This window comes from Flavobacterium sp. PMTSA4 (assembly GCF_032098525.1).
Taxonomy (GTDB): domain Bacteria; phylum Bacteroidota; class Bacteroidia; order Flavobacteriales; family Flavobacteriaceae; genus Flavobacterium; species Flavobacterium capsici.
This window is the reverse complement of the sequence record NZ_CP134890.1, coordinates 454,519-481,071: the sequence shown is the minus strand read 5'-3', so window position 1 is coordinate 481,071 and position 26,553 is coordinate 454,519. Positions and strand designations below refer to the sequence as shown.

28 protein-coding genes are annotated in these 26,553 nt (G+C 30.6%); 20 read left to right on the top strand and 8 right to left on the bottom strand.

Annotated elements, in window-relative coordinates; translation table 11 throughout:
- Positions 1-53 precede the first annotated feature (53 nt).
- Genes murQ through RN605_RS02150 form a run of 6 tightly spaced genes read left to right on the top strand, consistent with a single transcriptional unit; the run spans position 54 to position 3,394 of the window.
- Entirely contained in the window at positions 54-878 is an 825-nt protein-coding gene (murQ, locus tag RN605_RS02175) for an N-acetylmuramic acid 6-phosphate etherase (RefSeq protein WP_313321793.1), read from the top strand.
- Positions 879-1,340 carry a hypothetical protein gene (locus tag RN605_RS02170; RefSeq protein WP_313321792.1) on the top strand — a complete coding sequence of 154 codons (462 nt, stop codon included), beginning with the start codon at positions 879-881 and terminating at the stop codon, positions 1,338-1,340.
- Positions 1,341-1,342: 2 nt separating this feature from the next.
- Entirely contained in the window at positions 1,343-1,570 is a 228-nt protein-coding gene (locus RN605_RS02165; RefSeq protein ID WP_313321790.1) for a DUF6095 family protein, read from the top strand.
- Positions 1,560-2,132 carry a DUF1572 family protein gene (locus RN605_RS02160; RefSeq protein WP_313321789.1) on the top strand — a complete coding sequence of 191 codons (573 nt, stop codon included), beginning with the start codon at positions 1,560-1,562 and terminating at the stop codon, positions 2,130-2,132. The genes RN605_RS02165 and RN605_RS02160 overlap by 11 nt, the downstream gene beginning before the upstream one ends.
- Positions 2,133-2,504: a DNA topoisomerase IV gene (locus tag RN605_RS02155; protein ID WP_313321787.1), complete on the top strand. Its 372-nt coding sequence runs from the start codon at positions 2,133-2,135 to the stop codon at positions 2,502-2,504.
- A 32-nt stretch (positions 2,505-2,536) separates the two neighbouring features.
- Positions 2,537-3,394, top strand: a complete 858-nt coding sequence (locus tag RN605_RS02150) for a TerC family protein (protein ID WP_313321785.1) — start codon at positions 2,537-2,539, stop codon at positions 3,392-3,394.
- Positions 3,395-3,433: 39 nt separating this feature from the next.
- Here RN605_RS02150 and RN605_RS02145 read toward each other — a convergent pair whose 3' ends face one another.
- From RN605_RS02145 to RN605_RS02125, 5 genes are all read right to left on the bottom strand, one after another.
- A complete protein-coding gene (locus tag RN605_RS02145; RefSeq protein WP_313321783.1) occupies positions 3,434-6,142 on the bottom strand; it encodes a DNA gyrase/topoisomerase IV subunit A in 2,709 nt (902 codons plus the stop codon).
- A gap of 28 nt (positions 6,143-6,170) precedes the next feature.
- Positions 6,171-8,027, bottom strand: a complete 1,857-nt coding sequence (locus tag RN605_RS02140; RefSeq protein WP_313321781.1) for a DNA topoisomerase IV subunit B — start codon at positions 8,025-8,027, stop codon at positions 6,171-6,173.
- 657 nt (positions 8,028-8,684) lie between these two features.
- Positions 8,685-9,338, bottom strand: a complete 654-nt coding sequence (locus tag RN605_RS02135) for a porin family protein (protein ID WP_313321779.1) — start codon at positions 9,336-9,338, stop codon at positions 8,685-8,687.
- Between the two features lie 3 nt (positions 9,339-9,341).
- Positions 9,342-10,436: a redox-regulated ATPase YchF gene (gene ychF, locus RN605_RS02130; protein ID WP_313321777.1), complete on the bottom strand. Its 1,095-nt coding sequence runs from the start codon at positions 10,434-10,436 to the stop codon at positions 9,342-9,344.
- Positions 10,437-10,475: 39 nt separating this feature from the next.
- Complete coding sequence (locus tag RN605_RS02125) at positions 10,476-11,642, bottom strand: hypothetical protein (protein WP_313321775.1); 1,167 nt, start codon at positions 11,640-11,642, stop codon at positions 10,476-10,478.
- A gap of 188 nt (positions 11,643-11,830) precedes the next feature.
- On the opposite strand from RN605_RS02125, the gene RN605_RS02120 reads away from it, so the two are divergent.
- Positions 11,831-12,364, top strand: a complete 534-nt coding sequence (locus RN605_RS02120) for a hypothetical protein (protein WP_313321773.1) — start codon at positions 11,831-11,833, stop codon at positions 12,362-12,364.
- A gap of 53 nt (positions 12,365-12,417) precedes the next feature.
- On the opposite strand, the gene RN605_RS02115 is transcribed toward RN605_RS02120, so the two are convergent.
- Entirely contained in the window at positions 12,418-12,768 is a 351-nt protein-coding gene (locus RN605_RS02115; protein ID WP_313321772.1) for a 4Fe-4S dicluster domain-containing protein, read from the bottom strand.
- 62 nt (positions 12,769-12,830) lie between these two features.
- Here RN605_RS02115 and RN605_RS02110 point away from each other — a divergent pair, with 62 nt between their 5' ends.
- From RN605_RS02110 to RN605_RS02085, 6 genes are all read left to right on the top strand, one after another.
- Complete coding sequence (locus RN605_RS02110; protein ID WP_313321770.1) at positions 12,831-13,889, top strand: acyl-CoA reductase; 1,059 nt, start codon at positions 12,831-12,833, stop codon at positions 13,887-13,889.
- Positions 13,890-13,946: 57 nt separating this feature from the next.
- On the top strand, positions 13,947-15,299 hold the full coding sequence (locus RN605_RS02105) for a T9SS type A sorting domain-containing protein (protein ID WP_313321768.1): 1,353 nt from the start codon (positions 13,947-13,949) through the stop codon (positions 15,297-15,299).
- Between the two features lie 122 nt (positions 15,300-15,421).
- Positions 15,422-16,492, top strand: a complete 1,071-nt coding sequence (serC, locus tag RN605_RS02100) for a 3-phosphoserine/phosphohydroxythreonine transaminase (protein ID WP_313321766.1) — start codon at positions 15,422-15,424, stop codon at positions 16,490-16,492.
- Positions 16,493-16,510: 18 nt separating this feature from the next.
- On the top strand, positions 16,511-17,473 hold the full coding sequence (locus RN605_RS02095; RefSeq protein ID WP_313321764.1) for a D-2-hydroxyacid dehydrogenase: 963 nt from the start codon (positions 16,511-16,513) through the stop codon (positions 17,471-17,473).
- A gap of 101 nt (positions 17,474-17,574) precedes the next feature.
- Entirely contained in the window at positions 17,575-18,009 is a 435-nt protein-coding gene (locus RN605_RS02090) for a DUF6146 family protein (protein ID WP_313321762.1), read from the top strand.
- Positions 18,010-18,034: 25 nt separating this feature from the next.
- Complete coding sequence (locus RN605_RS02085; RefSeq protein WP_313321760.1) at positions 18,035-18,355, top strand: DUF6787 family protein; 321 nt, start codon at positions 18,035-18,037, stop codon at positions 18,353-18,355.
- 46 nt (positions 18,356-18,401) lie between these two features.
- On the opposite strand, the gene folE is transcribed toward RN605_RS02085, so the two are convergent.
- The gene (gene folE, locus RN605_RS02080) at positions 18,402-19,070 is read right to left on the bottom strand and encodes a GTP cyclohydrolase I FolE (protein ID WP_313321759.1); all 669 of its coding nucleotides are present in this window, start codon (positions 19,068-19,070) and stop codon (positions 18,402-18,404) included.
- 147 nt (positions 19,071-19,217) lie between these two features.
- Between folE and RN605_RS02075 the strand changes: the two genes are divergently transcribed.
- From RN605_RS02075 to RN605_RS02065, 3 genes are read left to right on the top strand one after another with little or no spacing between them, the layout of a single operon-like run.
- Positions 19,218-19,877, top strand: a complete 660-nt coding sequence (locus RN605_RS02075) for an ABC transporter ATP-binding protein (RefSeq protein WP_313321758.1) — start codon at positions 19,218-19,220, stop codon at positions 19,875-19,877.
- 4 nt (positions 19,878-19,881) lie between these two features.
- Positions 19,882-21,537, top strand: coding sequence for an LIC_10190 family membrane protein (locus tag RN605_RS02070; RefSeq protein WP_313321757.1), 1,656 nt, complete (start codon positions 19,882-19,884; stop codon positions 21,535-21,537).
- On the top strand, positions 21,534-22,298 hold the full coding sequence (locus RN605_RS02065) for a TIGR02757 family protein (RefSeq protein ID WP_313321756.1): 765 nt from the start codon (positions 21,534-21,536) through the stop codon (positions 22,296-22,298). Before RN605_RS02070 ends, RN605_RS02065 begins: the two co-directional genes overlap by 4 nt.
- Before the next feature lie 63 nt (positions 22,299-22,361).
- On the opposite strand, the gene RN605_RS02060 is transcribed toward RN605_RS02065, so the two are convergent.
- Positions 22,362-22,910, bottom strand: a complete 549-nt coding sequence (locus RN605_RS02060) for a hypothetical protein (protein ID WP_313321755.1) — start codon at positions 22,908-22,910, stop codon at positions 22,362-22,364.
- 242 nt (positions 22,911-23,152) lie between these two features.
- On the opposite strand from RN605_RS02060, the gene RN605_RS02055 reads away from it, so the two are divergent.
- From RN605_RS02055 to RN605_RS02040, 4 genes are all read left to right on the top strand, one after another.
- On the top strand, positions 23,153-23,638 hold the full coding sequence (locus RN605_RS02055; RefSeq protein ID WP_313321753.1) for an STM3941 family protein: 486 nt from the start codon (positions 23,153-23,155) through the stop codon (positions 23,636-23,638).
- Positions 23,639-23,912: 274 nt separating this feature from the next.
- The gene (locus RN605_RS02050) at positions 23,913-24,410 is read left to right on the top strand and encodes a hypothetical protein (RefSeq protein ID WP_313321751.1); all 498 of its coding nucleotides are present in this window, start codon (positions 23,913-23,915) and stop codon (positions 24,408-24,410) included.
- Between the two features lie 155 nt (positions 24,411-24,565).
- Positions 24,566-25,996, top strand: coding sequence for a hypothetical protein (locus RN605_RS02045; RefSeq protein ID WP_313321749.1), 1,431 nt, complete (start codon positions 24,566-24,568; stop codon positions 25,994-25,996).
- Positions 25,996-26,247 carry a hypothetical protein gene (locus RN605_RS02040; protein WP_313321748.1) on the top strand — a complete coding sequence of 84 codons (252 nt, stop codon included), beginning with the start codon at positions 25,996-25,998 and terminating at the stop codon, positions 26,245-26,247. Before RN605_RS02045 ends, RN605_RS02040 begins: the two co-directional genes overlap by 1 nt.
- Positions 26,248-26,553: the final 306 nt, after the last annotated feature.

The following is a 26,553-nucleotide window of genomic DNA, read 5'->3' as shown; positions in this document are numbered from 1 at the left end:
ATTTTTCCATGTAAAACAAAACTTTGTAACTTTGAGACTTTGCTACAATAACTATGAACTTCACCAAAACCACCGAACAATCATCACACTATGATCATTTAGAAAAAATGTCTGTGCATGAATTGTTGACCAATATCAATAATGAAGATAAAACCGTTCCTTTAGCAGTAGAAAAAGCATTACCACAAATAGAATTACTAGTTACCAAAACAGTTGAAAAACTAAAACTCGGCGGCAGATTATTTTATATTGGTGCTGGAACTTCAGGCAGACTTGGAATTGTTGATGCCTCTGAATGTCCGCCAACTTTTGGCGTTCCATTTGATTTGGTAAACGGAATAATTGCTGGCGGCGACAAAGCCATCCGAAAAGCAGTTGAAAATGCTGAAGATAATCGTGAACAAGCTTGGATTGATTTACAAAACGAAAACATATCTCAAAATGATGTTGTAATTGGCATTGCTGCATCTGGTACTACGCCTTATGTTATTGCTGGTTTAGAAAAATGTAATGAAAACAACATTGTTACAGGTTGTATTACTTGTAACGAAGGAAGTCCATTGGCATTAACCGCAAAGTTTCCTGTTGTCGTTGTGGTTGGACCAGAATTTGTTACCGGAAGTTCAAGAATGAAAGCAGGAACAGCTCAAAAATTAGTTCTGAATATGATTTCTACTGCATCAATGATTCAACTAGGAAAAGTAAAAGGTAACAAAATGGTCGACATGCAATTAAGCAACGATAAATTGGTTGACCGTGGTGTAAAAATGATAATGAGTGAAATACCTGTTGATTATCAAAAAGCTGCTGAATTATTAAATGAATTTGGAAGTGTTAGAAAAGCTGTTGAAAATTATCTCAATCAAAAAATAAATTAAATGAAAAACACAATCCTTTTAGCTGTTTTATTATTTTGTTCTTTTTCTTTTGCTCAAGAAATAACTTTAGACAAAGGAAAATTCTTTGTCAATGGAAAACAAATCTCAACAAGAGAAACAAAACAATTATTAACTTCTGATTTTAAGGCAACTCGATTATTTAAAGAGGCTAAATCAAAAGAAAGTTTCGGAGGTTTATTTCTCGGTGCTGGAATTACTTTAACGGTTTCTGATTTGGCTATTGGTTTGTTTTCTGATGTTAAATATCCAACTGCTTTAACTTATGCTGGTGTCGCTTCAATGGCAATTTCTATCCCAATACTTTCTGGAAGAAGAAAAAAAATAGAAAGTGCTATTGATAGTTATAATCAATCGCTAAAACAGTCAAGTGGAAATTATTATGGCATAGATTATCAAATAGTAGCCAATCAAAATGGAATTGGAATACAATTAAAATTTTAAAAATGCCAACCAACAAAGACTTACTAAATAAAGGAATTAAATACTTAGTTTATGCTTTACCATTGATTTTTATTGGTCCAAGCGTAATTTATAATGCGTTTATGAATAAGCATACCAATTGGCATTATTTGGTTTTAGCGATTGGTTGTATAATGTGTTTGGGAGCGATGTTTTTAATGTTCAAAGGAATAAAAAAAATAACTGATTCTCTTTTTGACGATGATAAATAATCAATATTTAGTAAGTATTAAAAAGCAATTTCTCTATTATAAAACTATTGGAGAAAAGGCAATGAATCAACTTGAACCTGAGCAATTATTTGTTTCAGTTAATGATGATACCAATTCTATAGCAATTATTATAAAACATTTGGCAGGTAACATGCTGTCGCGTTGGACCGATTTCTTAACAACTGATGGTGAAAAAGAATGGCGAAATCGTGATGGTGAATTTGAACAAACTTTTTCAAGTAAGGAAGAAGTTATGCAGTTTTGGGAAAAAGGTTGGGATTGTCTTTTTGATGCTATCAACTCTTTACAACCAGAACAATTAGAAACAATAATTTATATCCGAAACGAAGGTCACACTGTTTTAGAAGCTTTGAACAGACAATTAGCACATTATCCTTATCATGTTGGACAAATTATTTTTTATGCTAAAATATTGAAAAAAGAAGAATGGAATTCACTTTCAATTCCAAGAAACAAATCAAATAGTTATAATGCTGATAAATTTGCTAAAGAAAAAAGCAGAAAGCATTTTACTGATGATGAAATGAACTCACTTAAATAAATGAAAAAAATCGCACTACTTCTACTCTATTTCTTCATGATTTCTTGTTATCAACAAGAACGAAATTGTACCGATTTTAAAACAGGACGTTTTGAATTCAAACAATCAATTGATGGAAAAGAACACACAACAACTTTCATTAGAACTGAAAATATGCAGATTGAAACTTATGAAGGAAAAACAGATACTGCAATGGTTCGCTGGGTTAATGATTGTGAATTCATTCTGGAAAAATTGCATCCAAAAAATATGCAAGAGAAAAAAGTGATAACCATGAAAATTTTGTATACTAAAGACAATACCTATACATTTGAATATGCCTTTGTTGGCGAACAAAAAAAAATGCGTGGTTTAGTAACAAAATTGAACTAATTACGTTTAACCGTTAAATTTTAAACTTTACAATGGAAATATTATTTACACCAAATGCGCTGTTAGCACTTTTAACGTTAACCTTTCTTGAAATCATTTTAGGAATCGATAATATAGTTTTTTTATCTATTGTTTCAGGAAAATTAAAGGCCGAAGACCAACCTAAAGCACGAAGAGTTGGTTTATTATTAGCAATGGCATTCCGAATCATTTTGTTATTTGGAATTACATGGGTTTTAGGATTGCAAGATGTAATTTTATCCATCGATTGGGATTTTTTCTCAGCTAATATTACTGGGCAAAGTTTAATAATTTTTGGAGGTGGTTTATTTCTTTTGTATAAATCTGTTTCCGAAATTCATCACAAACTTGAAGGCGAAGAAGAAAGTGAAAAAGGAAAGGCAAGTAATAGTATTTCGCAAGCTATTTTACAAATTGCTTTACTAAACATTGTATTTTCGTTTGATAGTATTTTAACAGCCGTTGGAATGGTTAGTATGAAAGAACCTATTGAAGGCGGTTTTGGTTATGATGGAGCTTTGATTATTATGATTTTATCAGTAATAATTTCTATAATAATAATGATGATTTTTGCTGGACCGGTTTCTAAATTCGTAAACGAACATCCAACCATTCAAATCCTTGGATTGTCGTTTTTGATATTAATTGGTGTAATGCTTTTGGCTGAAGGTTCACATTTAGCACATTTCCGTTTTGGAGATGATATTGAAGTTCATAGTATTTCAAAAGGATATTTATACTTTGCAATTTTCTTCTCGTTGTTTGTAGAATTTTTGAATTTGAAAATGAAGAAAACTAAAAACAAGGTGAAACTTCATAATAATACTATTATTGATGAAAAGCTGAAAGATGGCGATATAACTTCTTAAAATTATAATAAAAAACGCTTCAATTTGAAGCGTTTTTTATTAGTCTAAACTCAAAGTTATTTGTCCGTCGTCATCAGTTTCCGTTTGTATATCGTCAGTAATATTACTTTCATCAGAAACTTCAATTTCTTCAGCTATAACTTCTTCAGGTTCTTCAAAAGGCAATGGTTCTAACAAATTAACTTGTTTTACTTTATCAGTTGTTAATTGATTCCCTAATGCTTTTATTCCTTTGACAGCAATGAATTCTTCCAAATTAACTGTTAGATTTTCCTTTTGAACACCTTTAACTTTTGCAAAAATCACTTCGGCCATTGGTCGCCAATCAGTAGAAACAATCTCTAATTGAGATTTATCATGTTCAGAAATAAATATTTCTTCTTTATTTTCGTTTTCAACCAAAAAGCGTTTCACAAAATAGCGTTCTTTTTCACCATCGAAATAAATACAAGAAATTGGTTTTTTAGGATTCCATTTTTCCAAAACAATCATATCTTCATTAAAATGGGTAGAAAGTTCAGGAATAATAGTTTTTAGTTTTCCATTTTGATTAATTATTAATAGCCTATCATTTGGTCTAAATTCTCCTAACAATTCACCTCTTCCATCTACGTTTAATCTATGAACTGTATCGTCAAACCAAACTTTTCTTGGACGTAAAGTAGAAATTCCTTTTTCTTTTAATTCTATTTTCTTAATCGGATATTTTGTTACGGTATTTCCACGAGAAGCTCGGCCTTTTATAGCAATATCAGCAAAATCAACATCCCATTTTAGTTTTTTGACACTTCCAACCTGACGTAGTAAAATTGTAACTGTTTCGGCTTCACCATTTGGATTGGTTGAGAAATACAATACTTGTGAACCAGGTTTTTCTTGTGTTAAATCATAAAACTTATCACGTGTAACACCCGAAACATTAAAACGCTTAATAAAAGTAGAACCATTTTTTCCATCACGATAAATCATGTTATGAATAGTTCGTTTGTCATTTTTATCAAAAACTGCAATATGAATTATATCTTTTCCAACGAACTTTTTATCGTCTACTTTAGAAACCATCATTTTTCCGTCACGCAAAAACACAATGATATCATCAATATCAGAACAATCGGCTACGTATTCGTCTTTCTTTAAACCTGTTCCAAAGAAACCTTCTTCCCTATTTACATACAGTTTTGTATTTCTTAAAACAACTTTCGTTGCTTCTATTGTGTCAAAACTTCTTAGCTCAGTTTGTCGTTCACGACCTTTACCGTATTTTTCTTTTAGTTTCAAGAAGAAGTCAATCGCAAAATCAATAATATGGTCTAAATGATGTTTCACTTGTTCCATTTCGGCTTCTAATTTTGCAATGGCATCATCTGCTTTATCTGAATCGAAACGAGTAATACGAATCATTGGAATTTGAGTCAGTTTTTGTAAATCTTCATCATTGATTTCACGTACAAAATCCTTTTTAAACGGTTCAAATCGTTTATACATGTATTCATAAAGTGATTCTCTATCTGAATACAATTTGAAATCGATATACATTTCTTCTCTAATGAAAATCTTTTCTAAAGTAGAAAAATGCCATTTGTTCTCAAGTTCATCTAACTGAATTTCTAATTCTCGTTTTAATAAATCTACCGTTCTGTGAGTTGAGATTTTCAACATATCAGAAACCCCAATAAATAATGGTTTATGATTTTCAATTACACAACCTAATGGTGCAACCGAAGTTTCACAAGCGGTAAACGCATACAACGCATCAATAGTTTTATCGGGAGAAACACCTGGTGGAAGATGAATTAGTATTTCAACTTCGGCAGCAGTATTGTCTTCAATCTTTTTGATTTTGATTTTACCTTTTTCATTTGCTTTTAAAATACTGTCAATCAGTGTTGAAGTATTGGTTGAAAACGGTATTTGTGTAATGACTAGGGTTTGTTTATCTAATTGCGAAATCTTTGCTCTAACACGAACCCTTCCGCCACGCATTCCATCATTATAATTGGATACATCAGCAATTCCAGCAGTCGGAAAATCGGGAAATAAGGTAAACGATTTTCCTTTTAAAATTTTAACAGAACAATCTATAAGTTCATTAAAATTATGTGGTAAAACTTTAGTAGATAATCCTACTGCAATACCTTCGGCACCTTGCGCTAATAATAACGGAAATTTTACTGGTAAATTAATTGGTTCTGCACGACGACCATCATAAGACATTCCCCATTCGGTTACTTTTGGAGAATATAAAATATCATGACCAAGCTTTGAAATTCGTGCTTCAATATAACGAGAAGCTGCAGCACTATCGCCAGTTAGGATATTTCCCCAGTTTCCTTGCATGTCAATTAGCAAGTCTTTTTGACCAATTTGAACCATTGCATCGCCAATACTTGCATCACCATGCGGATGATATTGCATGGTATGTCCAACGATATTTGCTACTTTGTTGTAACGCCCATCATCCAACTCTTTCATAGAATGCATGATACGACGTTGCACTGGTTTAAAACCATCTTCAATTGCCGGAACGGCACGTTCGAGAATTACATAAGAAGCGTAATCGAGGAACCAATCCTTGTACATTCCTGTAACTTTGGTAATGGTATCTTCTGGGTTTTCGTCAACTTCATAGAAATTATTTCCGCTCGAAACTTTGATTTCATCAAAGCCTTCGGCAGAATTATCTTCAAACGAATCATTGTTTTCTTCTTCGTTATTTGGAATTATATCGTCTTCTTCTTCGTCTTTCATTTATCTGAATTAATTCAGTTGGTTTATTCTAATTTTTCTCCACAACATCCAATTCTACCTTTAAGTTATTGATAATAAACTCTTGTCTATCTGGAGTATTTTTACCCATATAGAATTCGAGTAAGGTTTCAATTGATGTAGCTTTATCTAGCATTACCGGATCAAGACGAATGTCATCACCAATGAAATGTTTGAATTCATCAGGAGAAATTTCACCTAAACCTTTAAATCGTGTGATTTCTGGCTTTGGCTTTAGTTTTTCAATGGCATTTACTCTTTCTTCATCTGAATAGCAATAAATTGTTTCTTTTTTATTTCGTACACGGAATAAAGGTGTTTGCAAAATATACAAATGTCCTTCTTTGATTAATTCTGGGAAAAATTGAAGAAAGAATGTAATCAATAACAAACGAATGTGCATTCCGTCAACATCGGCATCGGTAGCAATTACAATGTTGTTGTAGCGTAAATTATCGTATTCTTCCTCGATGTCTAATGCAGCTTGAAGTAAATTAAACTCTTCGTTTTCATAAACAATTTTCTTTGACATTCCATAGGAATTCAAAGGCTTACCTCGCAAACTAAAAACGGCTTGTGTATTTACATCGCGACTTTTAGTAATGGAACCCGAAGCCGAATCACCTTCGGTTATGAATAAAGTGCTTTCTAAACTTCTTGGGTTTTTACTATCGGTTAAATGAACTCTGCAATCGCGTAGTTTCTTGTTATGTAAACTTGCTTTTTTAGCACGTTCTTTTGCTAATTTACGAATTCCTGAAAGTTCTTTTCGTTCGCGTTCTGCCTGAAGAATTTTTCGTAATAATAAATCGGCTACTTCTGGATTTTTATGTAAAAAGTTATCAAGCTTATTTTTAATAAAATCGTTTACAAAAGTTCTCACCGTTGGACCTTTAGGACCAATATCAGTTGAACCTAGTTTGGTTTTGGTTTGACTTTCAAAAACAGGTTCTTCTACTTTGATTGAAACCGCTGAAACTATTGATTTTCTGATGTCTGACGCCTCAAAAGGTTTGTTGTAAAACTCTTTAATCGTTTTTACAATTGCTTCACGAAATGCTCCTAAATGCGTTCCACCTTGTGTAGTGTTTTGTCCGTTTACAAACGAATGGTATTCTTCAGAATATTGCGATTTACTGTGTGTAATGGCGATTTCAATATCTTCACCTTCGAGATGAATAATTGGATACACCATGTCTTCTTCGGCAATGTTTTCTTCTAATAAATCTTTTAAACCATATTCCGAAATGTATTTTTCTCCATTGTAGTAAATCGTTAAACCACGATTTAGATAACAATAATTTTTTAGCATCTTAATGATGTATTCATTACGATACTTGTAGTTTTTGAAGATAGCATCGTCAGCTACGAAAGAAACTTTTGTTCCTTTGCGCTTCGTACTTTCTTGAATATCTTCTTCGATTGTTAAGTTACCTGCTGAAAACTCGGCTGCCTTTTGTTGATTATCACGAACCGATTCGACACGGAAGTAATTGGACAATGCATTAACCGCTTTGGTACCAACTCCATTTAAACCTACTGATTTTTTAAATGCTTTTGAGTCGTATTTTCCACCAGTATTCATTTTAGAAACTACATCAACCACTTTGCCCAATGGAATTCCTCGACCATAATCGCGAACAGTAACCAATTTGTCTTTGATAGTGACTTCAATTACTTTTCCTGCACCCATAACGAATTCATCGATACAGTTATCGATAACTTCTTTGAGTAGAATATAAATACCATCATCTGGCGAAGAACCGTCGCCCAATTTTCCGATGTACATACCTGGACGCATTCGGATGTGTTCTTTCCAGTCGAGTGATCGAATATTATCTTCGTCGTATCTTGTTTCTGTTGCCATTTAAAAAAAATCGAATTCGTGCTAATATAGTCGAAATAGAGTGGTTTTAAAAAGGATTTTTAGAGAAGTTATTAAGAATGATATTGACAATGTTTTAAGGAAAAAGGGAAAAGAGAAAAGGGAAAAGATTACTGCCTTGTACTATACACTAATATCATTAAATACGCCTTTTAATACGTTATACAACCTCTTTTAATACGTTCAGAACCACATTTAATACGCTATACAGCCTATTTTAATACGTTCAGAACCACATTTAATACGTTATACAACCTATTTTAATACGTTCAGAACCACATTTAATACGTTATATAACCCCATTTATTAGGTTTGGAACCAGGTTTAATACGTTATATAACCCCATTTATTATGTTCTGAACCAGGTTTAATACGTTATATAACCCCATTTATTATGTTCTGAACCAGGTTTAATACGTTATATAACCCCATTTATTAGGTTCTGAACCAGGTTTAATACGTTATATAACCCCATTTATTAGGTTTGGAACCAGGTTTAATACGTTAGATAACCCTATTTATTAGGTTTGGAACCAGGTTTAATACGTTAGATAACGTGTTTTAAGTGGTTTAATGCTTTACATTTCTTTTTTTATGAATAAAAAAAACCGCAAAAGAGATTTTGCGGTTTCGTATATTTTATAAATTAAAAGAATAATTACAAATGAGATTTAAAGAGTTCGTTTTGATTGAACCATCATCAACCACAGGTTTAGAACTAATATTATTTAAACCGAGATTTTCTCTTATTTCAACTGATAATTCAGTATTGTTTTTCAATTTGAATGTTTTTCCAAAACCAAGCACCAAACCATAATCTATTTTCTTGAAACTTTCTGTCATATCTAAACTTGTATTATCATAATCGTTTGATAATTCAGATTTTAACAAATAGCTAATAAAAGGTCCGCCATTAATATAAAAATCATTTTTATTTCCAAATTTATAGCGAACCAAAATAGGCAACGATATAAATTGCATTTTTAACTTAACTTTTACATCACTAATTAAGTTAGGATCATCTGGACCTAGAATGAATTCATCTAAAAAATTTTTAGACGCTGATTTTCTATCATAATTAAGGTTTACAACTAATGATAATCTTTCTTTTAATTTGTATTCAAAAGAAAATCCTGCCAAAAAATCTACTCCAGCATTAAAATCATCAGCTGAAGGATTTCCTCTAAATGAAGAATAAGTTGCTCCACCATTTACACCTAATGATATTTTATCTTGAGCCAAGCTATTTTGACCAATAAAAACGAATATGACTAAAACAACAATTTTTTTCATCGATTACACATTAAATCTAAAATGCATTACATCACCATCTTTAACGATGTATTCTTTACCTTCTACTCTAAGTTTTCCGGCTTCTTTTACTTTAGCCTCTGAACCATAGTTTGAATAATCTTCAAAAGCAATTACTTCGGCACGAATGAATCCTTTTTCGAAATCGGTATGAATTACTCCAGCTGCTTTTGGTGCAGTATCGCCAATATTAATAGTCCAAGCACGAACTTCTTTTACTCCTGCTGTGAAATAGGTTTGTTGTTTTAATAATTTATATGCTGCACGAATTAAAACAGAACTTCCTGGTTCTTTTAACCCTAAATCTTCCAAAAACATTTGACGTTCTTCATAGGTTTCTAATTCGGTTATATCTGCTTCTGTGCCAACGGCAAGAACAATTACTTCTGCATTTTCATCTTTCACTAATTCGCGAACTTGGTCAACATATTTGTTTCCTGATACCGCTGAACCTTCGTCAACGTTACACACGTATAAAACTGGCTTAGTAGTAATTAGCTGAAAATCTTCCATTAATTCTTCTTCATCTTGATTTTGGGGAACAACAGTTCTGGCTGATTTTGCTTGAAGTAATGCTTCTTTTATTCTATTTAAAAAAGCTTGTTCAACTTGCGCTTCTTTATTTCCTGTTTTAGCTGCACGATTTACTTTTTCTAATCGTTTTTCAACAGTTTCTAAATCTTTTAATTGTAACTCAATATCGATTGTTTCTTTATCGCGAATTGGGTTTACATTACCATCAACGTGAACAATATTATCGTTATCAAAACAACGTAACACGTGAATAATTGCATTACACTCGCGGATGTTTGCCAAAAACTGGTTTCCTAAACCTTCACCTTTACTTGCACCTTTTACCAAACCTGCAATGTCTACGATATCAACCGTTGCCATTTGAACACGCTCTGGTTTTACCAATTCTTCCAATCTGTTGATTCTTGGATCTGGAACGTTTACAACTCCAATATTTGGTTCGATTGTACAAAACGGAAAGTTTGCACTCTGCGCTTTTGCGTTTGATAAACAATTAAATAAAGTTGATTTTCCAACATTTGGCAATCCTACAATTCCTGCTTTCATAAATGAAGTATTTTTAAAAAGTGTGCAAATATACTCTATTTAATGAATTTCTTCAATGGTATTTACTATTTGCTGTTCTTCATCGGTAGCAGTTAATCCTGATTCGTTCCAAAAATCAGTTAGGATGACATTTTTTTTGTTGTGAAGCGTTTTGTCTTTAAAGACTTCATCTTGATTGTACTTGTAATAATTTGTGCTAAAATTTTTGGTTAGAAAATAGTTTCGAACCTCTATTTCTTTCTTTTGATTCTTTTCAATTTTTTCAAAACCTATTTCTTCTTTTGAACCCAACAAATAATAGTTGCTGTTTTGAATTTTATAAATGGTTTTAAACATTGATTTATAAATGTTTTTAGCACCATTACTTGTTTTCTCTTTCATTTTCGATAAAACCAACGGAGAAACAACGGAACTAACTTCAATAATTAGCTTTTTATCTGGATCATAAATAATAGCAAAATCATCTAATAAACCTGAAGCATTCTCATTTGGCACGGCAGAAATTACATAATAATCTTTGTTTTTTGAAAATACTTTTATCACAAAATCATACTCTTTTTTAGCAACTGCATCGAGCAATGGATCTAAATATTTGAAATTATAATAGTTTTCCATGATGTCATTCAAATTATAGCCTAACAAATCTTCTTTCATGTAATCATTTGTTAAGTTTATTGAACGATTTTGTTCAACAAGAATAACAGCATCTGTTTTGTTTGATTTATCAAGCAATTGAAAGTTCATCAAACCATCATTATAATAGGAATATTTTCCATTGAACTTAAAAAACTCTCGACAATAGACTTTTAATCTGCCCGGAACTGTTAATTTTTTCTTGGAATTTTCTATTAAAGATGCTAAAATCTTCTGAGGATGTTTTTTGGTAACAACAATATCCTCTAATTCATTTACATTACTAGTCAGATATATCGTGTTGCTTTTTTCTTTTAAAGTACTCGCACGAACGTTTAATGGCAAATAGGACGAATGTTTGATTTGAATGTTTGAGTTGCCTAAAAGTTCAAATGTTACTACTCCATCAGCATTACTTAGTAAATTTTGTTTTGTTTTTATAACTGTAACCGTTACATCTTCAATGGGCAAATCTGAATCTTTGTCTTTTAGTATTAATGTCTTGAGTTCGGCTTGTGAGAAGAGCTGAACACTAAAAAACAAGAAAATAAAAATTAATCTTCTTAAAGACATTTTATTTATGATTTTAACAAATCTACTAAAGATTTAAAGTCAAAATAAAAATATTTTTTCGAATTATTAACTTTCTATCAACATTTACAGCAAATGTAAATACTGTAAAAATCAGATAAAAAGCTGTAATGAAAAACTTCTGTATGAGCTCTAAATTTGTACTATAACAATTTAAAAAATATATTATCATGAAAAAATTAATTATAATTCCATTTTTATTGCTTGGAACAATTTGTATACAAGCTCAGAATAAAAATGTGTTGAAAGAAACAGAAACGAAGATAACAACGATTAAAAATTCGGAAGGTGAAAAGAAAATCGTAACAATTAATGAAACTAAAGAAGTTCAAAATATTGAACTTGAAGAAGCAAAACCAAACACATTGAACATACCAATGAAAGATAGTCCTGTTTTGGTTACTGAAAAAACAGAGTTAAGTGTTGACGGAAAAACAAAGTATGTTGATATTGATCATTCTGCTTATTACGTTCATAATGGAAAGAAATATGAAGTAAAAGTTGATGATTACGGATATTTAATGACAAACCGTGAAACAAATAAGAATTCATATTTAAGAAAAACATCCAATAACAATTACTTATTTGTTAGAGATGGAAAAGTATCTGCGGCTTATTTTGATGCTGAAGGAAATCTTATAATTGACACTTATAATGAAAAGACAGACCGAATTACTACTGAAAAATTTGTAGTTTCAAAATAACAAACAATAATCTAGTAATAAAAAATCCGAAAGATAACTTTCGGATTTTTTTATTATTCGTTGTGTAAAAAGGCTTGCCTATTTAAAAGTGTTTCTTCACTTTCTACGTGATTATCATCAGGAACACAACAATCTACCGGACAAACAGCCGCACATTGTGGTTCTTCGTGGAAACCTTTACATTCTGTACATTTTCCTGGAACTATATAATACAAATCATCAGAGATTGGTGTTTGTGCGGCATCGGCATCAATTTCAGTACCATCAGGAAGAATAACTTTTCCTCTCAAGCTGGTTCCATCTTTGTATCTCCAATCGTCAGCACCTTCATAGATAGCTGTATTTGGACATTCTGGTTCGCATGCGCCACAATTAATACATTCGTCTGTTATAATGATTGCCATAGCTATTTTTTAATTAATTTTGTGCAAAATTACAATCAAAACCATTCATAAACAAGAAACAAATGTTACAATTGGATAAAAAAAACTGTTTTATTGAATTAGGAAAATTTTTAAGCCAATTTTCATTAGACAATAATTCAAAAAATGAAGCAGTTCTGAACAATGATTTGTTTTATGATGATTTTATTACTCTGATTGAATTGTCACAATCGCATAATGGTTGGTTTACACCTGAACAAGTTTATTATTCAATCAATTCGTGGGCGGATGCTTTGAAAGAAGAAAACCTGAACCAATGGTTATCAAAATATGATTTTTCGAAAGTTACTCCAAAAACTGTTGGTTTAATACTTGCTGGAAATATTCCTTTAGTTGGTTTTCATGATTTTCTTTCCGTTTTAATTTCTGGTCATAATGTATTGGTAAAAACTTCGTCTAATGACCAACATTTAATCAAGTTTTTATCAAAATATTTAACCTCAATAAATCCAGAGATTGAGAAATTTATAACTTTTACGGAAGGAAAACTCGAAAATTTTGATGCTGTAATTGCTACAGGAAGCAATAATACTGCGCGCCATTTTGAGTTTTACTTTAAAGACAAACCAAGTATCATTCGTAAAAACAGAAATTCAGTTGCGGTTTTAGATGGAAATGAAACGCATGATGATTTAGTGAATTTAGGTGAAGATATTTTCAGGTATTTTGGTTTGGGTTGTCGCAATGTTTCTAAACTTTTTATTCCAAAGGATTATAATTTTGAAGCTTTCTTTAAAGCAATGTATGAATATAAAGATGTCATTTTTTATGAAAAATATTCTAACAATTACGATTACAACAAAGCGGTTTTCTTGATGAGTAATTTTAAATTGTTGGATAATGAATTCATGACATTAAAAGAAGATACAAGCTATGCTTCACCCATTTCTTCTGTGTTTTATGAAAACTATGAAGATTTAAATACTTTAAAAAGTCGTTTAGAGCTTGAAAAAGAACAAATTCAATGTATTGTTTCTAATGATTTAATTCCTAATTCCATTGCTTTTGGACAAACTCAAAAGCCACAACTTTGGGATTATGCTGATGGTGTTGATACTTTGGAGTTTTTGATTAATTTGTAATGTTTTTTTTATATCATTTGTAAAAATTTATTACATTTGATTTAAAACCAAAACATTATGAAAAATATTTACTTTCTCCTTTTTACTCAAGTAATTTTTTCTCAATTACAATTAGCATCTTTTTATCCAACTTCTGGAGCAAGTGGTGGTTTTTTTGGTAGCAGTATGGCAATAGATGGCAATGAAATTGTTTCTTCGACAGTTTCTATTAATGGGACTTTAACACAAGTAGGTAAAGTTTATGTCTTTAATAAGATTGGTAACCAAATAATTCAATCACAAACTTTATTTGAAAATGATGTTTTACATACTGATGTATATGGAAATTCCGTTGATATAGAAAATGATAGAATTGCAGTTGGGGCTCCAAGGCAAGGGTTAAATAGTTCTAATACTGGAGCAGTTTACATGTATAAAAAAGTTAATGGTAATTATCAATTTCATCAAAAGATTTTATCAATAACCAATGATCAAGATGACCGCTTTGGAACTAAAGTAAAAATATTCAATAATCGTCTTTACATTGGCTCTAATAACAATTTTTATGTTTATGATTTAGTAAATGATGATTGGATCTTAAGTCAAACTATAACATTACCTAATGTAAATTCCTTAGGTTTTGCTAAAATTTTAGTTTCTAATAATCAACTTTTAATCTCTTCATTGTCCAATGGTTTATATTACAATACATTTGAACTAAGTAATAACCAGTGGGTTTATCAAAATTCGCAAAATTTTAATACTTCGCTTGGTTTATTTTTATATGACTCTAAAATTTATGTTGTTCAACCACAACAGTTTTTGATTAATATATACGAGTTTTCTAATGATAATTGGGTTCTGAACTCATCATTTAATTATACTCCAACTGATCAAATGTTTGACAAAATTGTAGTAAATGATTCGAATATTTTTCTTGGTTCTAATAGTTATATATTACAAATGGCTAGGAAATTTCCAGTAAAATATTTTAAGAAAGATAATAATAATTGGCTAGAACAACCAAATTTATACGGGCAAGAGCCATTTTCAGGATTTGACGATTATTTTGGTTCAAACATAATTTTAGAAGGAGACAGCTTAATTATTGCCGCAACCTTTGAATATAGTTTTGTTCCTGTGCCGACTGGAAGATCATATTATGCAGACACAACACTGAGTTTGAATGATAACATCCCTAATTCATTTTATTTCTATCCTAACCCAACCAAAGACTTTTTACACTTAGAAGATAGTTTTATTAATGAAGTAAGAAGTATTTCAGTATTTCAAATTGATGGAAAAATGATTAATACAATTAACTCCAACTTTGAATCAATTGATTTAAGGAATTTAACTAAAGGTGTATATTTTTTAAAAATATTATTCAATAACGATTCAATAATTACTAAAAAAGTTATTAAAAATTAAAATTAAGTAATTATCAACTATAACGTTTTTGTTAATAACCTCTAATAATTCAAGGTTAATCCAATTGGTAATTTCTATTGGTATTTCCGAAATTTGCAACTTAATTTTTTGGAAATCAAGTCATGAAAAAACACAATTACAGCGCTGGACCATGTATTTTACCTCAGGAAGTATTTGAAAAATCAGCTGAAGCTATATTAAATTTCAACAATTCAAATTTATCTATATTAGAAATATCACACCGTAGCAAAGACTTTGTTTCCGTGATGGACGAAGCTAGATCTTTGGTTTTAGAACTTTTAGGATTAGAAGGTAAAGGTTATCAAGCATTGTTTTTACAAGGTGGTGCAAGTATGGAGTTTTTGATGGTTCCTTATAATTTAATGAAAGTTGACGGTAAAGCTGCCTATTTAGATACTGGAACTTGGGCAAACAATGCTATTAAAGAAGCCAAACTTTTTGGCGAAACTCAAATTGTTGCATCCTCTAAAGAAGCAAATTACAATTTTATACCAAAAGATTATAGTATCCCATCTGATGCTTCCTATTTTCACTGCACAAGTAACAACACTATTTTTGGTACACAAATGAAATCATTTCCCGAAACAACCGTTCCTGTTGTTTGCGATATGAGTTCAGATATTTTTTCTAGAACTTTAGATTTTTCAAAATTTGATTTGATTTATGCTGGTGCTCAAAAAAATATGGGACCTGCGGGAACAACTTTAGTAGTCGTAAAAGAGGAAATATTAGGAAAATCAGGTAGAACAATTCCAAGTATTTTAGATTATGAAAAACATATTAAAGCGGAAAGTATGTACAATACTCCAGCTGTTTTTCCAGTTTATGCTTCACTCCTAACCTTACAATGGTTGAAAAATAATGGTGGAATTGCTGCTATTGAAAAAGTAAATGAAGCTAAGGCCAATTTACTTTATAATGAAATTGATAGAAATCCATTATTTGTTGGTACAGCAAATAAAGAAGACAGAAGTTTCATGAACGCCACATTTTTATTAGAAAACGAAACACATCAAGAAACATTTGATAAAATGTGGAAAGAAGCTGGGATTTCTGGACTTAACGGTCATCGTTCTGTTGGTGGTTATAGAGCTTCAATGTATAATGCATTACCTTTGCAAAGTGTTCAGGTTTTAGTAGATGTAATGAAAGAATTAGAAAATAAGATTTAATAAAAATATAGGTAAGAAATGAAAGTATTAGCAAACGACGGAATTTCAAAAAGTGGAATCAAAGCATTAGAAAAAGGAGGTTTTGAAGTTATTACAACCAAAGTTGCTCAAGAACAAGTAGCCAATTATATCAATTCAAATAATGTTGCGGTTTTATTAGTAAGAAGTGCTACCAAAGTTCGTCAAGATATTATTGATAATTGTCCAGGATTAAAAATTATTGGTCGCGGTGGCGTTGGAATGGATAATATTGATGTTGATTATGCACGTAATAAAGGAATACATGTAATTAATACTCCAGCTTCTTCTTCGGAAAGTGTTGCCGAATTAGTTTTTGCACATTTATTTACAGGTGTTCGTTTTCTGCACGACTCTAATAGAAATATGCCACTTGAAGGCGATTCGAATTTTGATGGATTGAAAAAAGCTTATGCCAATGGAATTGAATTGAGAGGAAAAACTCTTGGAATAATTGGATTTGGAAGAATTGGTCAAGCTGTTGCTAAAATGGCACTAGGCTTAGGAATGAAAGTCATTGCAGCTGATAAATTTGTAGACAAAGCTGAAGTAAAAGTTGATTTTTACAACGGTCAGTTCATCAATGTAGAATTTGAAACTGAACCTTTAGAAGATTTGCTAAAACATTCTGATTTTATTACACTTCATGTTCCATCGCAAGAAGGTTATGTAATTGGAAAAGATGAATTTGAAATATTAAAAGATGGTGTTGGAATTATCAATTGTGCTCGTGGTGGCGTTATTGATGAGGTGGCTTTAGTTGAAGCTTTAGATAATGAAAAAGTGGCTTTTGCAGGATTAGATGTTTTTGAGAATGAACCAAAACCTGAAATTCAAATCCTGATGCATCCAAAGATTTCTTTAACACCACATATTGGTGCTGCTACTCTTGAAGCGCAAGACAGAATTGGTACAGAATTAGCCTATCAAATTATTAGTTTATTGAAAACTGAAAAAGTATAATTTCAAAAAGTCTTACTCAACGAGTAAGACTTTTTTTTAACACTTTTATAATTAAGTTTCGATTGCAATTTTTGTAACTTTATTAAAATTTTAGAATTGCAATGAAAAATATTTTAGTTTTCCTTCTTCTGTTTGCACTTATAATTGGTTGCAATAGTTCGAAATCAGGTTTTAAAAACACCGATAATCAAACTAATGGTTCAGTAAACGATACTGTTAAGATTGCCAATGATGAATTAGAATATGAAGTAATTATTATTGATCCTGGTTTTAATTCTTGGCTTTTATCTACTGCAAGACCACGAGGCTATTATTCTGAAAGTTATCTAGAAAATAGAAATTATTTGTTCATAACAGAATGGAATAACCGAGTTAATCAACCGATGCGATATAATCCTAACTTATATGAAATGCGAATTGACTATGATCCAAGTATTCACTACGGTTATGAAGTAAATTATCTTATTTATAATTATATGATTTATTTTCAACAAAGAAATAATCAACGCTTGACAGGATTTGTACCAAGACCATAAAAAAGTATATTTGCATTAAAAAAGAATGGCATCTTTCAAAGAACGCTGGAATATCAAATCAAATTGGCAATTATTTGTCATTATTGTTGTATTTGCCATCACAGGTTCTACTTCTGCCTATTTATCTAAACCTATTTTAGCCTATTTTGGAATTATAAAAGGAAGTGTTTCCAATTGGATTTATTATCCTTTATATATTATTTTAATTTTTCCAGTATATCAAATTCTTCTCGTTAGTTTCGGATTTCTGTTTGGACAATTCAAATTCTTTTGGGCTTTTGAAAAGAAAATGCTAAAAAGTTTAGGATTCAGTTTTTTGTTTAAAAAAGAAAATCCCGAACAATAATTATTGCCCGAGATTTCAATCAATCAACCAATAAACAAAACAAGTTTTATTCTTTTTTTAGCATATTAAAGAAGTCGTTTCTATTTTCTTTTTCATTAAATATTCCGCCATATTGAATGGTGGAAGTATAACTACTTTCGTCTTGAATTCCTCTACTTGAAACACACAAATGTTTCGCTTCCATAACTACAATTACATCTTCTGTATCAAGAACATCTTTTAGTTCGTTAAAAATTTGCATAATTAATCTTTCTTGAACTTGTGGTCTGCGAGAATAATAATCTACAATTCGATTTAATTTAGATAAACCAATTACTTTTCCACTTGAAACATAACCAATATGTGCTTTTCCGATAATTGGTAAAAAATGATGTTCGCAAGTTGAATTGAAGCTAATATCCGCTTCAACTAGCATTTTATCATAATTATAGGAATTATCAAAAACCGAAATTTTCGGCTTATTATCTGGATTTAAACCTGAGAATATCTCTTTAATAAACATTTTTGCAACTCTATGCGGAGTTCCTTTCAAGCTATCATCAGTCATTTCCAAACCTATTTCTTCCATAATGGCTTTAAAATGTCTTTCGATGACAACCATTTTTTCCGAATCAGTTTTGCTAAACGCGTCCAAATGTAATGGAGTTTCAGCTGAAGTCATTTGATGATTGTCACCTATCAATTCAAATAATTCTTTTTCAATTGTTGTGTTCATAAGAATATATTTTTGTTTAACAAATATAATAAATAATTAAACAAAATATTTATTTTAACTTTAATTTAAAAACTATTCAATTATAAAAAAAACTTATATGTTCATTATAAGTCAAAATACTTTGTTACTTTGTAAAAAAAAGAATTGATGATTAAAGCCAATAATATTTTTAAAAACTATGATAATCTTGAAGTTTTAAAAGGTGTTTCTATTCACATTCAAAAAGGTGAAATTGTTTCAATAGTTGGAGCAAGTGGTGCAGGAAAAACAACATTACTTCAAATACTAGGTACATTAGACAATCCAAATAAAAACACATCGTCAACTCTTGAAATTGATGGTCAAAATATCTTAAGTCTAAACGACAAAAAACTATCCAAATTCCGAAACGAAAAATTAGGTTTCATTTTTCAGTTTCATCAATTACTTCCAGAGTTTACCGCTTTAGAAAATGTATGCATTCCAGCATTTATCTCAGGAAAAGATAAAAATACAACAGAAACAGAGGCAAAAAAATTGCTTGATTATTTAGGTTTAACTGATAGGATAAATCATAAACCAAATGAACTTTCTGGTGGAGAACAACAAAGAGTTGCGGTGGCAAGAGCTTTAATCAACAAACCCGTTGTAATTTTTGCCGACGAACCTTCAGGAAATTTAGACACTAGTTCGGCCGAAAATTTACATAAATTGTTCTTTAAACTCCGAGATGAATTTGGACAAACCTTTGTAATTGTTACGCACAATGAAGAGTTAGCTGCTATGGCAGACAGAAAACTGGTTATGGTTGATGGAAAAATAACTTGAGATTATGAGTTTAATTCTGATTAGTTGGATTTATACATTATTTACATCAATAAATTTTGGAAATTTATTTTTGAGAATTCTTAAACACAAACCAACTAACGGAATAATTACATCTATTCTAGGATTATTTTTGACTACAATTTTAGCTAGTATTTGGGCTTGTTTTGAAAGAATTAATATAGAATTTCATGCTTTATTGTTAATCTTGAATGGAATTCTATTTATTCAGTCAAAAAAACAAATAACCAATATTTACAAATCACTTTATGAAGATTTTAAATTGTTTTCAAAAACGCTGAAATGGATATTTTTCTTTTGTTTTATTATAGTTTTAATTCAATCTTCTACTAGTCCAATTTTACCTGATAATGAAACCTATTATATTCAAACCATCAAATGGCTAAATGAATATGGATTTGTTCCTGGATTGGCTAATTTGCATTTATTTTTAGGCCAAACAAGTGGTTGGCATATAACGCAAAGTGTCTTTAATTTTTCTTTTTTGTATTCAAATTTCAATGACTTAAATGGATTATGTTTGGTGCTAGTTAGTTTTTACTTTTTAAAAAAACTACAATTATACTCTGAATCAAAATCAATTATTGATTTGCTTTTCGGGTTGTTTCCAATGTTGTATGTTGTTTTATATCCATTCGTAAATTCACCTTCACCCGATTTGATGGTGTATTTATTAAGTTTTATAATTTTTTATTTATTCCTAAAAAATGCAACTTCAAATTACTTACTAATAGTAGTATTTGCATTATTCGCCTTCTACATAAAAATCACTTCAGCTATTTTATTAATGCTTCCAATACTGCTAATTACTTTTAGATATCCTGTAATAAAAACAAAAGTTTTTAAATCAATTTCACTTTCTATAATTGTAGTATTTCTTTGGATAATTAAAAACATAATCATTACCGGATATCCATTTTTTCCTGTTAGTAAAATCACTTTTTTTAAAGTTAGTTATGCTATTCCTGAACAAATAATTGATTATTTCTTTAGTAGTAAAATAATGCATTCTTTTTATGTTAGTCCTTATGATTTTAATCAAATCTCAAGTTCAGAATTACTTAAAAAATACTTCTTTAACAATGGAGTAGATAGTGTTTTTGCAATTATTACTTTAATGTTAGTAATAATTATTCCGTTTGTCTTTTATAGGATAAAAAACAACAAACTATGGATAATTTATGGTTTATTTATTACTCAGCTAACAATGTTAAGTTTTAGTTCACCACAGTTTCGATTTTATTTCTTTTTTACTTTGTTTTTTAGTGTATTGCTTTTAGCTTATCTTTTAAAGAATAATAAATTACTATTGCCTTTTTATTTTGGAATTTTATTTTTCACAACAATAATTTATTTTTTTCCAAATCCATTAAATTTAAATTCTAAGGATTATATAACTTTTACTAATCTTGTTTATCCCAAGCTTAATTCTTCAACAAATTGTAATTTTAAAAAAGTTACTCTTGATAATTTAAATTATAATTCTCCATCAAATACAACACTTTTTTGGATAACCGGAAATGGTTTATTACCTTGTGTAAGTCAAGACCAAATAGATTATTTTCAAGCTAACTTCAATGTAATTCCTCAAATGAATGGAACTTCTTTGAAAGATGGCTTTTATTCGAAAGAATTACCATGAATAGAAACGAACTCAAAGAATTTTTAGACGAAAAAGCAGCATTATACAACCGACCTTCCTTTATTGAAAACGATCCGATACAAATTCCGCATATGTTTTCTAAAAAAGAAGATATTGAAATTGCTGGATTCTTAGTTGCTTCTATCGCTTGGGGAAATAGAAAAATGATTATCAATAACGGTAAGAAGCTTATTGAACTAATGGATAATGCACCACATGATTTTATAACAAATCACGTGGTGGAAGACTTAGACAGGTTTGACTGTTTTAAGCACAGAACATTTAATGAAATTGATTGTGTTACTTTCATCAAAGCACTTCGCAATATTTATATTAATCACAATGGTTTAGAAAAGATTTTTACTATAAATCAAGGAAATGAAACCATGCATGAAAGCATTTCTTCTTTTAGAGATGTCTTTTTCGAAATTCCTCATTGGGTTAGAACTCGTAAACATGTTGCTGACCCAAGAACTAAATCGGCGGCAAAGAGAATAAATATGTTTTTGAGATGGATGGTTCGAAATGACAAATGTGGTGTTGATTTTGGCATTTGGAAAGACATACCTACCTCAAAACTTTCCTGCCCATTAGATGTTCATACTGGGAACATTGCTCGAAAGCTGGGCTTGATTGAAAGAAAGCAAAACGATTTAAAAGCTTTAATGGAATTGGACACCAATTTGAGAATCTTTGATCCAAAAGATCCCGTTAAATATGATTTTGCCTTGTTTGGATTGGGAGCATTTGAGAGTTTTTAAATCAATACACTTAATACTTGACTTTGCGTTAAAGAGACTTTGTCTGCAATACAATAATCTTACCTAGAAATTAGATTTATTAAATGTGCGGATGAGCTCAAGACATGTGCGAACAACATCAAGAGGTGTGCGAACAACATCAAGACACGTGCGGAAGGCATCAAGACACGCGCGGAAGACATCAAGACATGTGCGGACGACTTCAAGACATGTGCGGACGATTGAAATGTAGGAGCGGAAAGCATCTGTTTGAGTGCGGATGGCATCAAGGTTGGTGCGGATGGCATCAGTGTATTTGCGGACGGCATCAAGGTGAATTCTAACGGCATCAATGTTTGTTCTGACGGCATCAAGGTGCTTTCTAAAAGCGTAAATGTAAGAGCGTACGAGTTCAATATATTCCGCTGCGGGTTCAATTTGTTTCGCTGCGAGTTCAATTTGCTCCGCTGCGAGTTCAATGTGTTCTGCTGCGAGCTCAAGATGTTCCGCTGTGAGTTCAAGTTGTTGGAAATGGAGTTCAAAAGTTGAGCGGACGAGTTTGAAGAGTTGGAAAATGGGTTTTGTGGATGCTTTGCTGTGCGGATATAGATGATTTTTACTTTTTGTGAACATTATTGTTTAAACCTGTCAGGTTTGTTGTTTTGCTTAAAAATGAAACTTTTTTGAAATTAGGGGGATTTCCCCCTTTTTTATTTAAAGACGATTGGTTAGATTTGAGGAAATAATTTCACCACGCGAAAGGATTCGCGCGGTAGCGGTGATTGGTTAGATTTGATGGAACTTTTGCTCAAAGTCAGGAGACTTTGCACAGTTGGAACAAAAAGGGCTTCATAATTAATCAATACAAATAATAGATGACCACGAATAAACTAATATTTAAACCAAAAAAGTATAAAACATATTTATTAGTAATAGTATCTCTAGTATTTATATATGGTGGAACATTAATGATTAAAAATGGTGAAGGTTTAAAAGGTTGGTTGGCTACTTCTTTTTTTGCACTGTGTTTGTTTGTTTTTATAATTCAACTATTTCCTGGTGCTACTCAATTAGAATTAAACGAAGAAGGTTTTACAACCACCAATTTATTTAAAACCAATTTTACAAAGTGGTCTGATGTCAATTCATTTGCTGTTGGTTCAGTTGGTTCAACTAATTATTTGTGGAGAAAAAAAATGGTTATGTTTGATTATGCATACGAATTTGACGAATATGAAACAGGTAGAAACATCTCAAAGCATTTGGCAGGATATGAAGGTGCTTTACCAGATACTTATGGTATGAAAGCAAATAAACTTGCTGAATTAATGAATGAATGGAAAAGAAAATATGGTTCTTAATGAAGAAAATTTGTTTATTTAAACCTGACAGGTTTTAAAAACCTGTCAGGTTTGTTGTTTTGCATAAAAATGAAACTTTTTTGAAATTAGGGGGATTTCCCCCTTTTTTATTTGATGGCGATTGGTTAGATTTGAGGAAATAATTACACCACGCGAAAGGATTGCTTTGCAAGTCGCTGTGCTCTTGCCGCGCGGTAGCGAGGATTGGTTAGATTTGAGGAAATGAAAAAACCTAACAAAAGATTTAAACATTAGCCATAAGCCAAAAGAACTCATGAATAAATTACCTAAAATTCGTCTTTTTCTCCATAAGAATCAACAAAAAGTTTATTATTCAATATTAGGCATTATAATTATATTTCTCTTAACATTAATTTTCTTTATATATAAAGATTTGAAAAGTCAAAATATTGTTAAGTATTGCTATGCCCTATTTGTTGCTAATGCAATAGCAGCAAATTGTTTGTTTTCTTTAGGTAGATCGAATGTATTTCTTGATAGATATCCTGAAAAAAATCAACAAACATTGATCTATTCTGCAGGAATTGCTTTTTTAGCAAGTGCTCTTATAGGCTTACTAGTTAGTGGTTTTATTTATTTTGAACTTAGTGAAGTTTTAGACCAATTCAATTTGACAAAGAATGAATACTATATAAATTTAATCCATTTTACAACAGCTATTCTTTTAACGTTTTCAATCATTGGTTCAATTGTCGGAATAGTAAATTTCTTTAGATGGTTTAGGCATGAAAGTGAAAAACTGATGGGATAATTAGATTTCATTACAGTAATAATGAATATCAGCATTAAATTAAGTATTACTTGTTCTTAACTCTGTTAATAAAATTCATTCATATTTTTAAAATTCAATGGTTTAAATATATAAATTTCTAATTCATTCCTTTTTGGACAAAATCAAATTTAATCATGAAAAATTTTGAATATCTCGATAGCGAGAGAGAAAAACTATGGGAACGAGTAGTTGCCTTAGAATTGGAGTTAAACAAGAAAACATCAGATTATGAAAAAGAAGCTAAACAAGCTTCAAAAAAAGCATCTGAATTTAAAAATAGGAGTTATGAAGCAAAAGAATTAGCAGTTACAAATTCTAATTTAATTCAAACTAAAGCAGATGAAGCTAAACATCTCTTAACAAATATAAAAACTGTCAAAACTAAATCAGAAGACATTTTAAAAAAAATTGAAGATTTTGATAAAGATTTAGATTTAAGAAGTGCAAATATCAGCTCTACTGTTGAAACGCTAGAAGAAAATTTTGAAAAAAATGAGGAGTTAATAGAAAAGCTTGAAACACTTAATAGCCATTTTGAAGAAGGCGATGAAACAGCTGGAAAAATTGAAACACTTTATAAATCTATTCAAGTTCGAAAAAGGGAAATTGACAATACACATCGTGATATTTTTGGATATACTGAAATTCAAAAAGATGAAAATGATAAAGAAGTAGAAGTCAAAATTGAAGGTTTAAAAGAACAACTAGATGAAACCTATGATGAACTTGTAGATAGTTTAGATAAATTAGAAAAGGATATTGCTAAAACACAAACAGATACCCAAAATAATTATTCAAATTTTATTATTGAGAAAGAAGAACATTATAAAAAGACTCATGATGAATGGAATAAAGAATATGATTCTGTCTTAGATAAAATAACAAAATTATTGCCTAACGCATTAACTACAGGTCTTTCATACGCTTATTCAGAAAAAAAAACTAATGAACTTGAAGAAAGCAAAGACTATGCAAAAACATTTCGATGGGCTGTTTTTGGTTTAACACTTGTCTCGTTAATACCTTTTGGATTAAGTGTTTTTTTCATCTATCAAGATAAACCTTTTTTAGATGTTATTAATTACAGTCCAAGACTTGTATTAGCTATTGTGCCATTGTATATTCCTATCCTTTGGATAGCATACTCTTCAAATAAGAAATTAAATTTATCAAAACGCTTAATTGAAGAATATACGCATAAGGAAGTTTTAAGCAAAACATTTGAAGGTCTTTCAAGGCAAATTGACTCAATTGATGACACAGATATTTCAACAGATTTAAAAATTAAACTTCTTTATAATATATTAAGTGTAAGTTCTGAAAATCCTGGAAAACTAATTTCAGATTATAATAAATCAGACCATCCATTAATGGATGCATTGGAAAAAAGTGCCAGTCTCTCAGACGCAGTTGAAAAATTAGAAAACATTCCAGGCTTATCCAAGTTAACAAAAATTCTTGATAGAAAATCAAAAAAAATTATTCAAGAGCAAGCCGAAAAAGTTGACAAAACATTGGGTGAAGTCACTGAAGAATTATTTGATGATGAAATTGAAAAAATCTAATGAAATTTGAATACAACAAACCGATAGAAAATTTGGTAGAAAAACTTAAAAAAGAAGCTACCTTAAATAACGGAAAACTAATCGGTAATGATAAGAATGGTCATTTTGAAATAAAATCAAAAATTGGTTTCTTTAAAGGGTTTTACAATATTGAAAATAAAACTATTTCAATAACAATTGAAAAAAAACCTTTTTTTATTAGTCATGCTTTAATTGAAAGTCAAATTAAAAAAAATTTAAATTATTATTAGTCTATTTACACTTAATACTCAACACTGAAAATCTAACCTCCGCTTCCGCGCGAATCTTTCGCGTGGTTTTTAAATAGGAACAAATAACAAAGTATTATGTGATGCTTCCTTTGTCAGCAGGACAAGGTTGGTGGGTTGGGTTGATATCATCCCTAACGGGATTTTGGTTTTGTGGTGTTATGTTTTCCGTGGGTTGAAACCCACGGCTACCAATATTTAATCCCTAACGGGATTTTTTTTTACTACGACTGAACACTGCAAACTGAACACTGAGCACCGAAAACCGAGCACTGCACACTAAATACT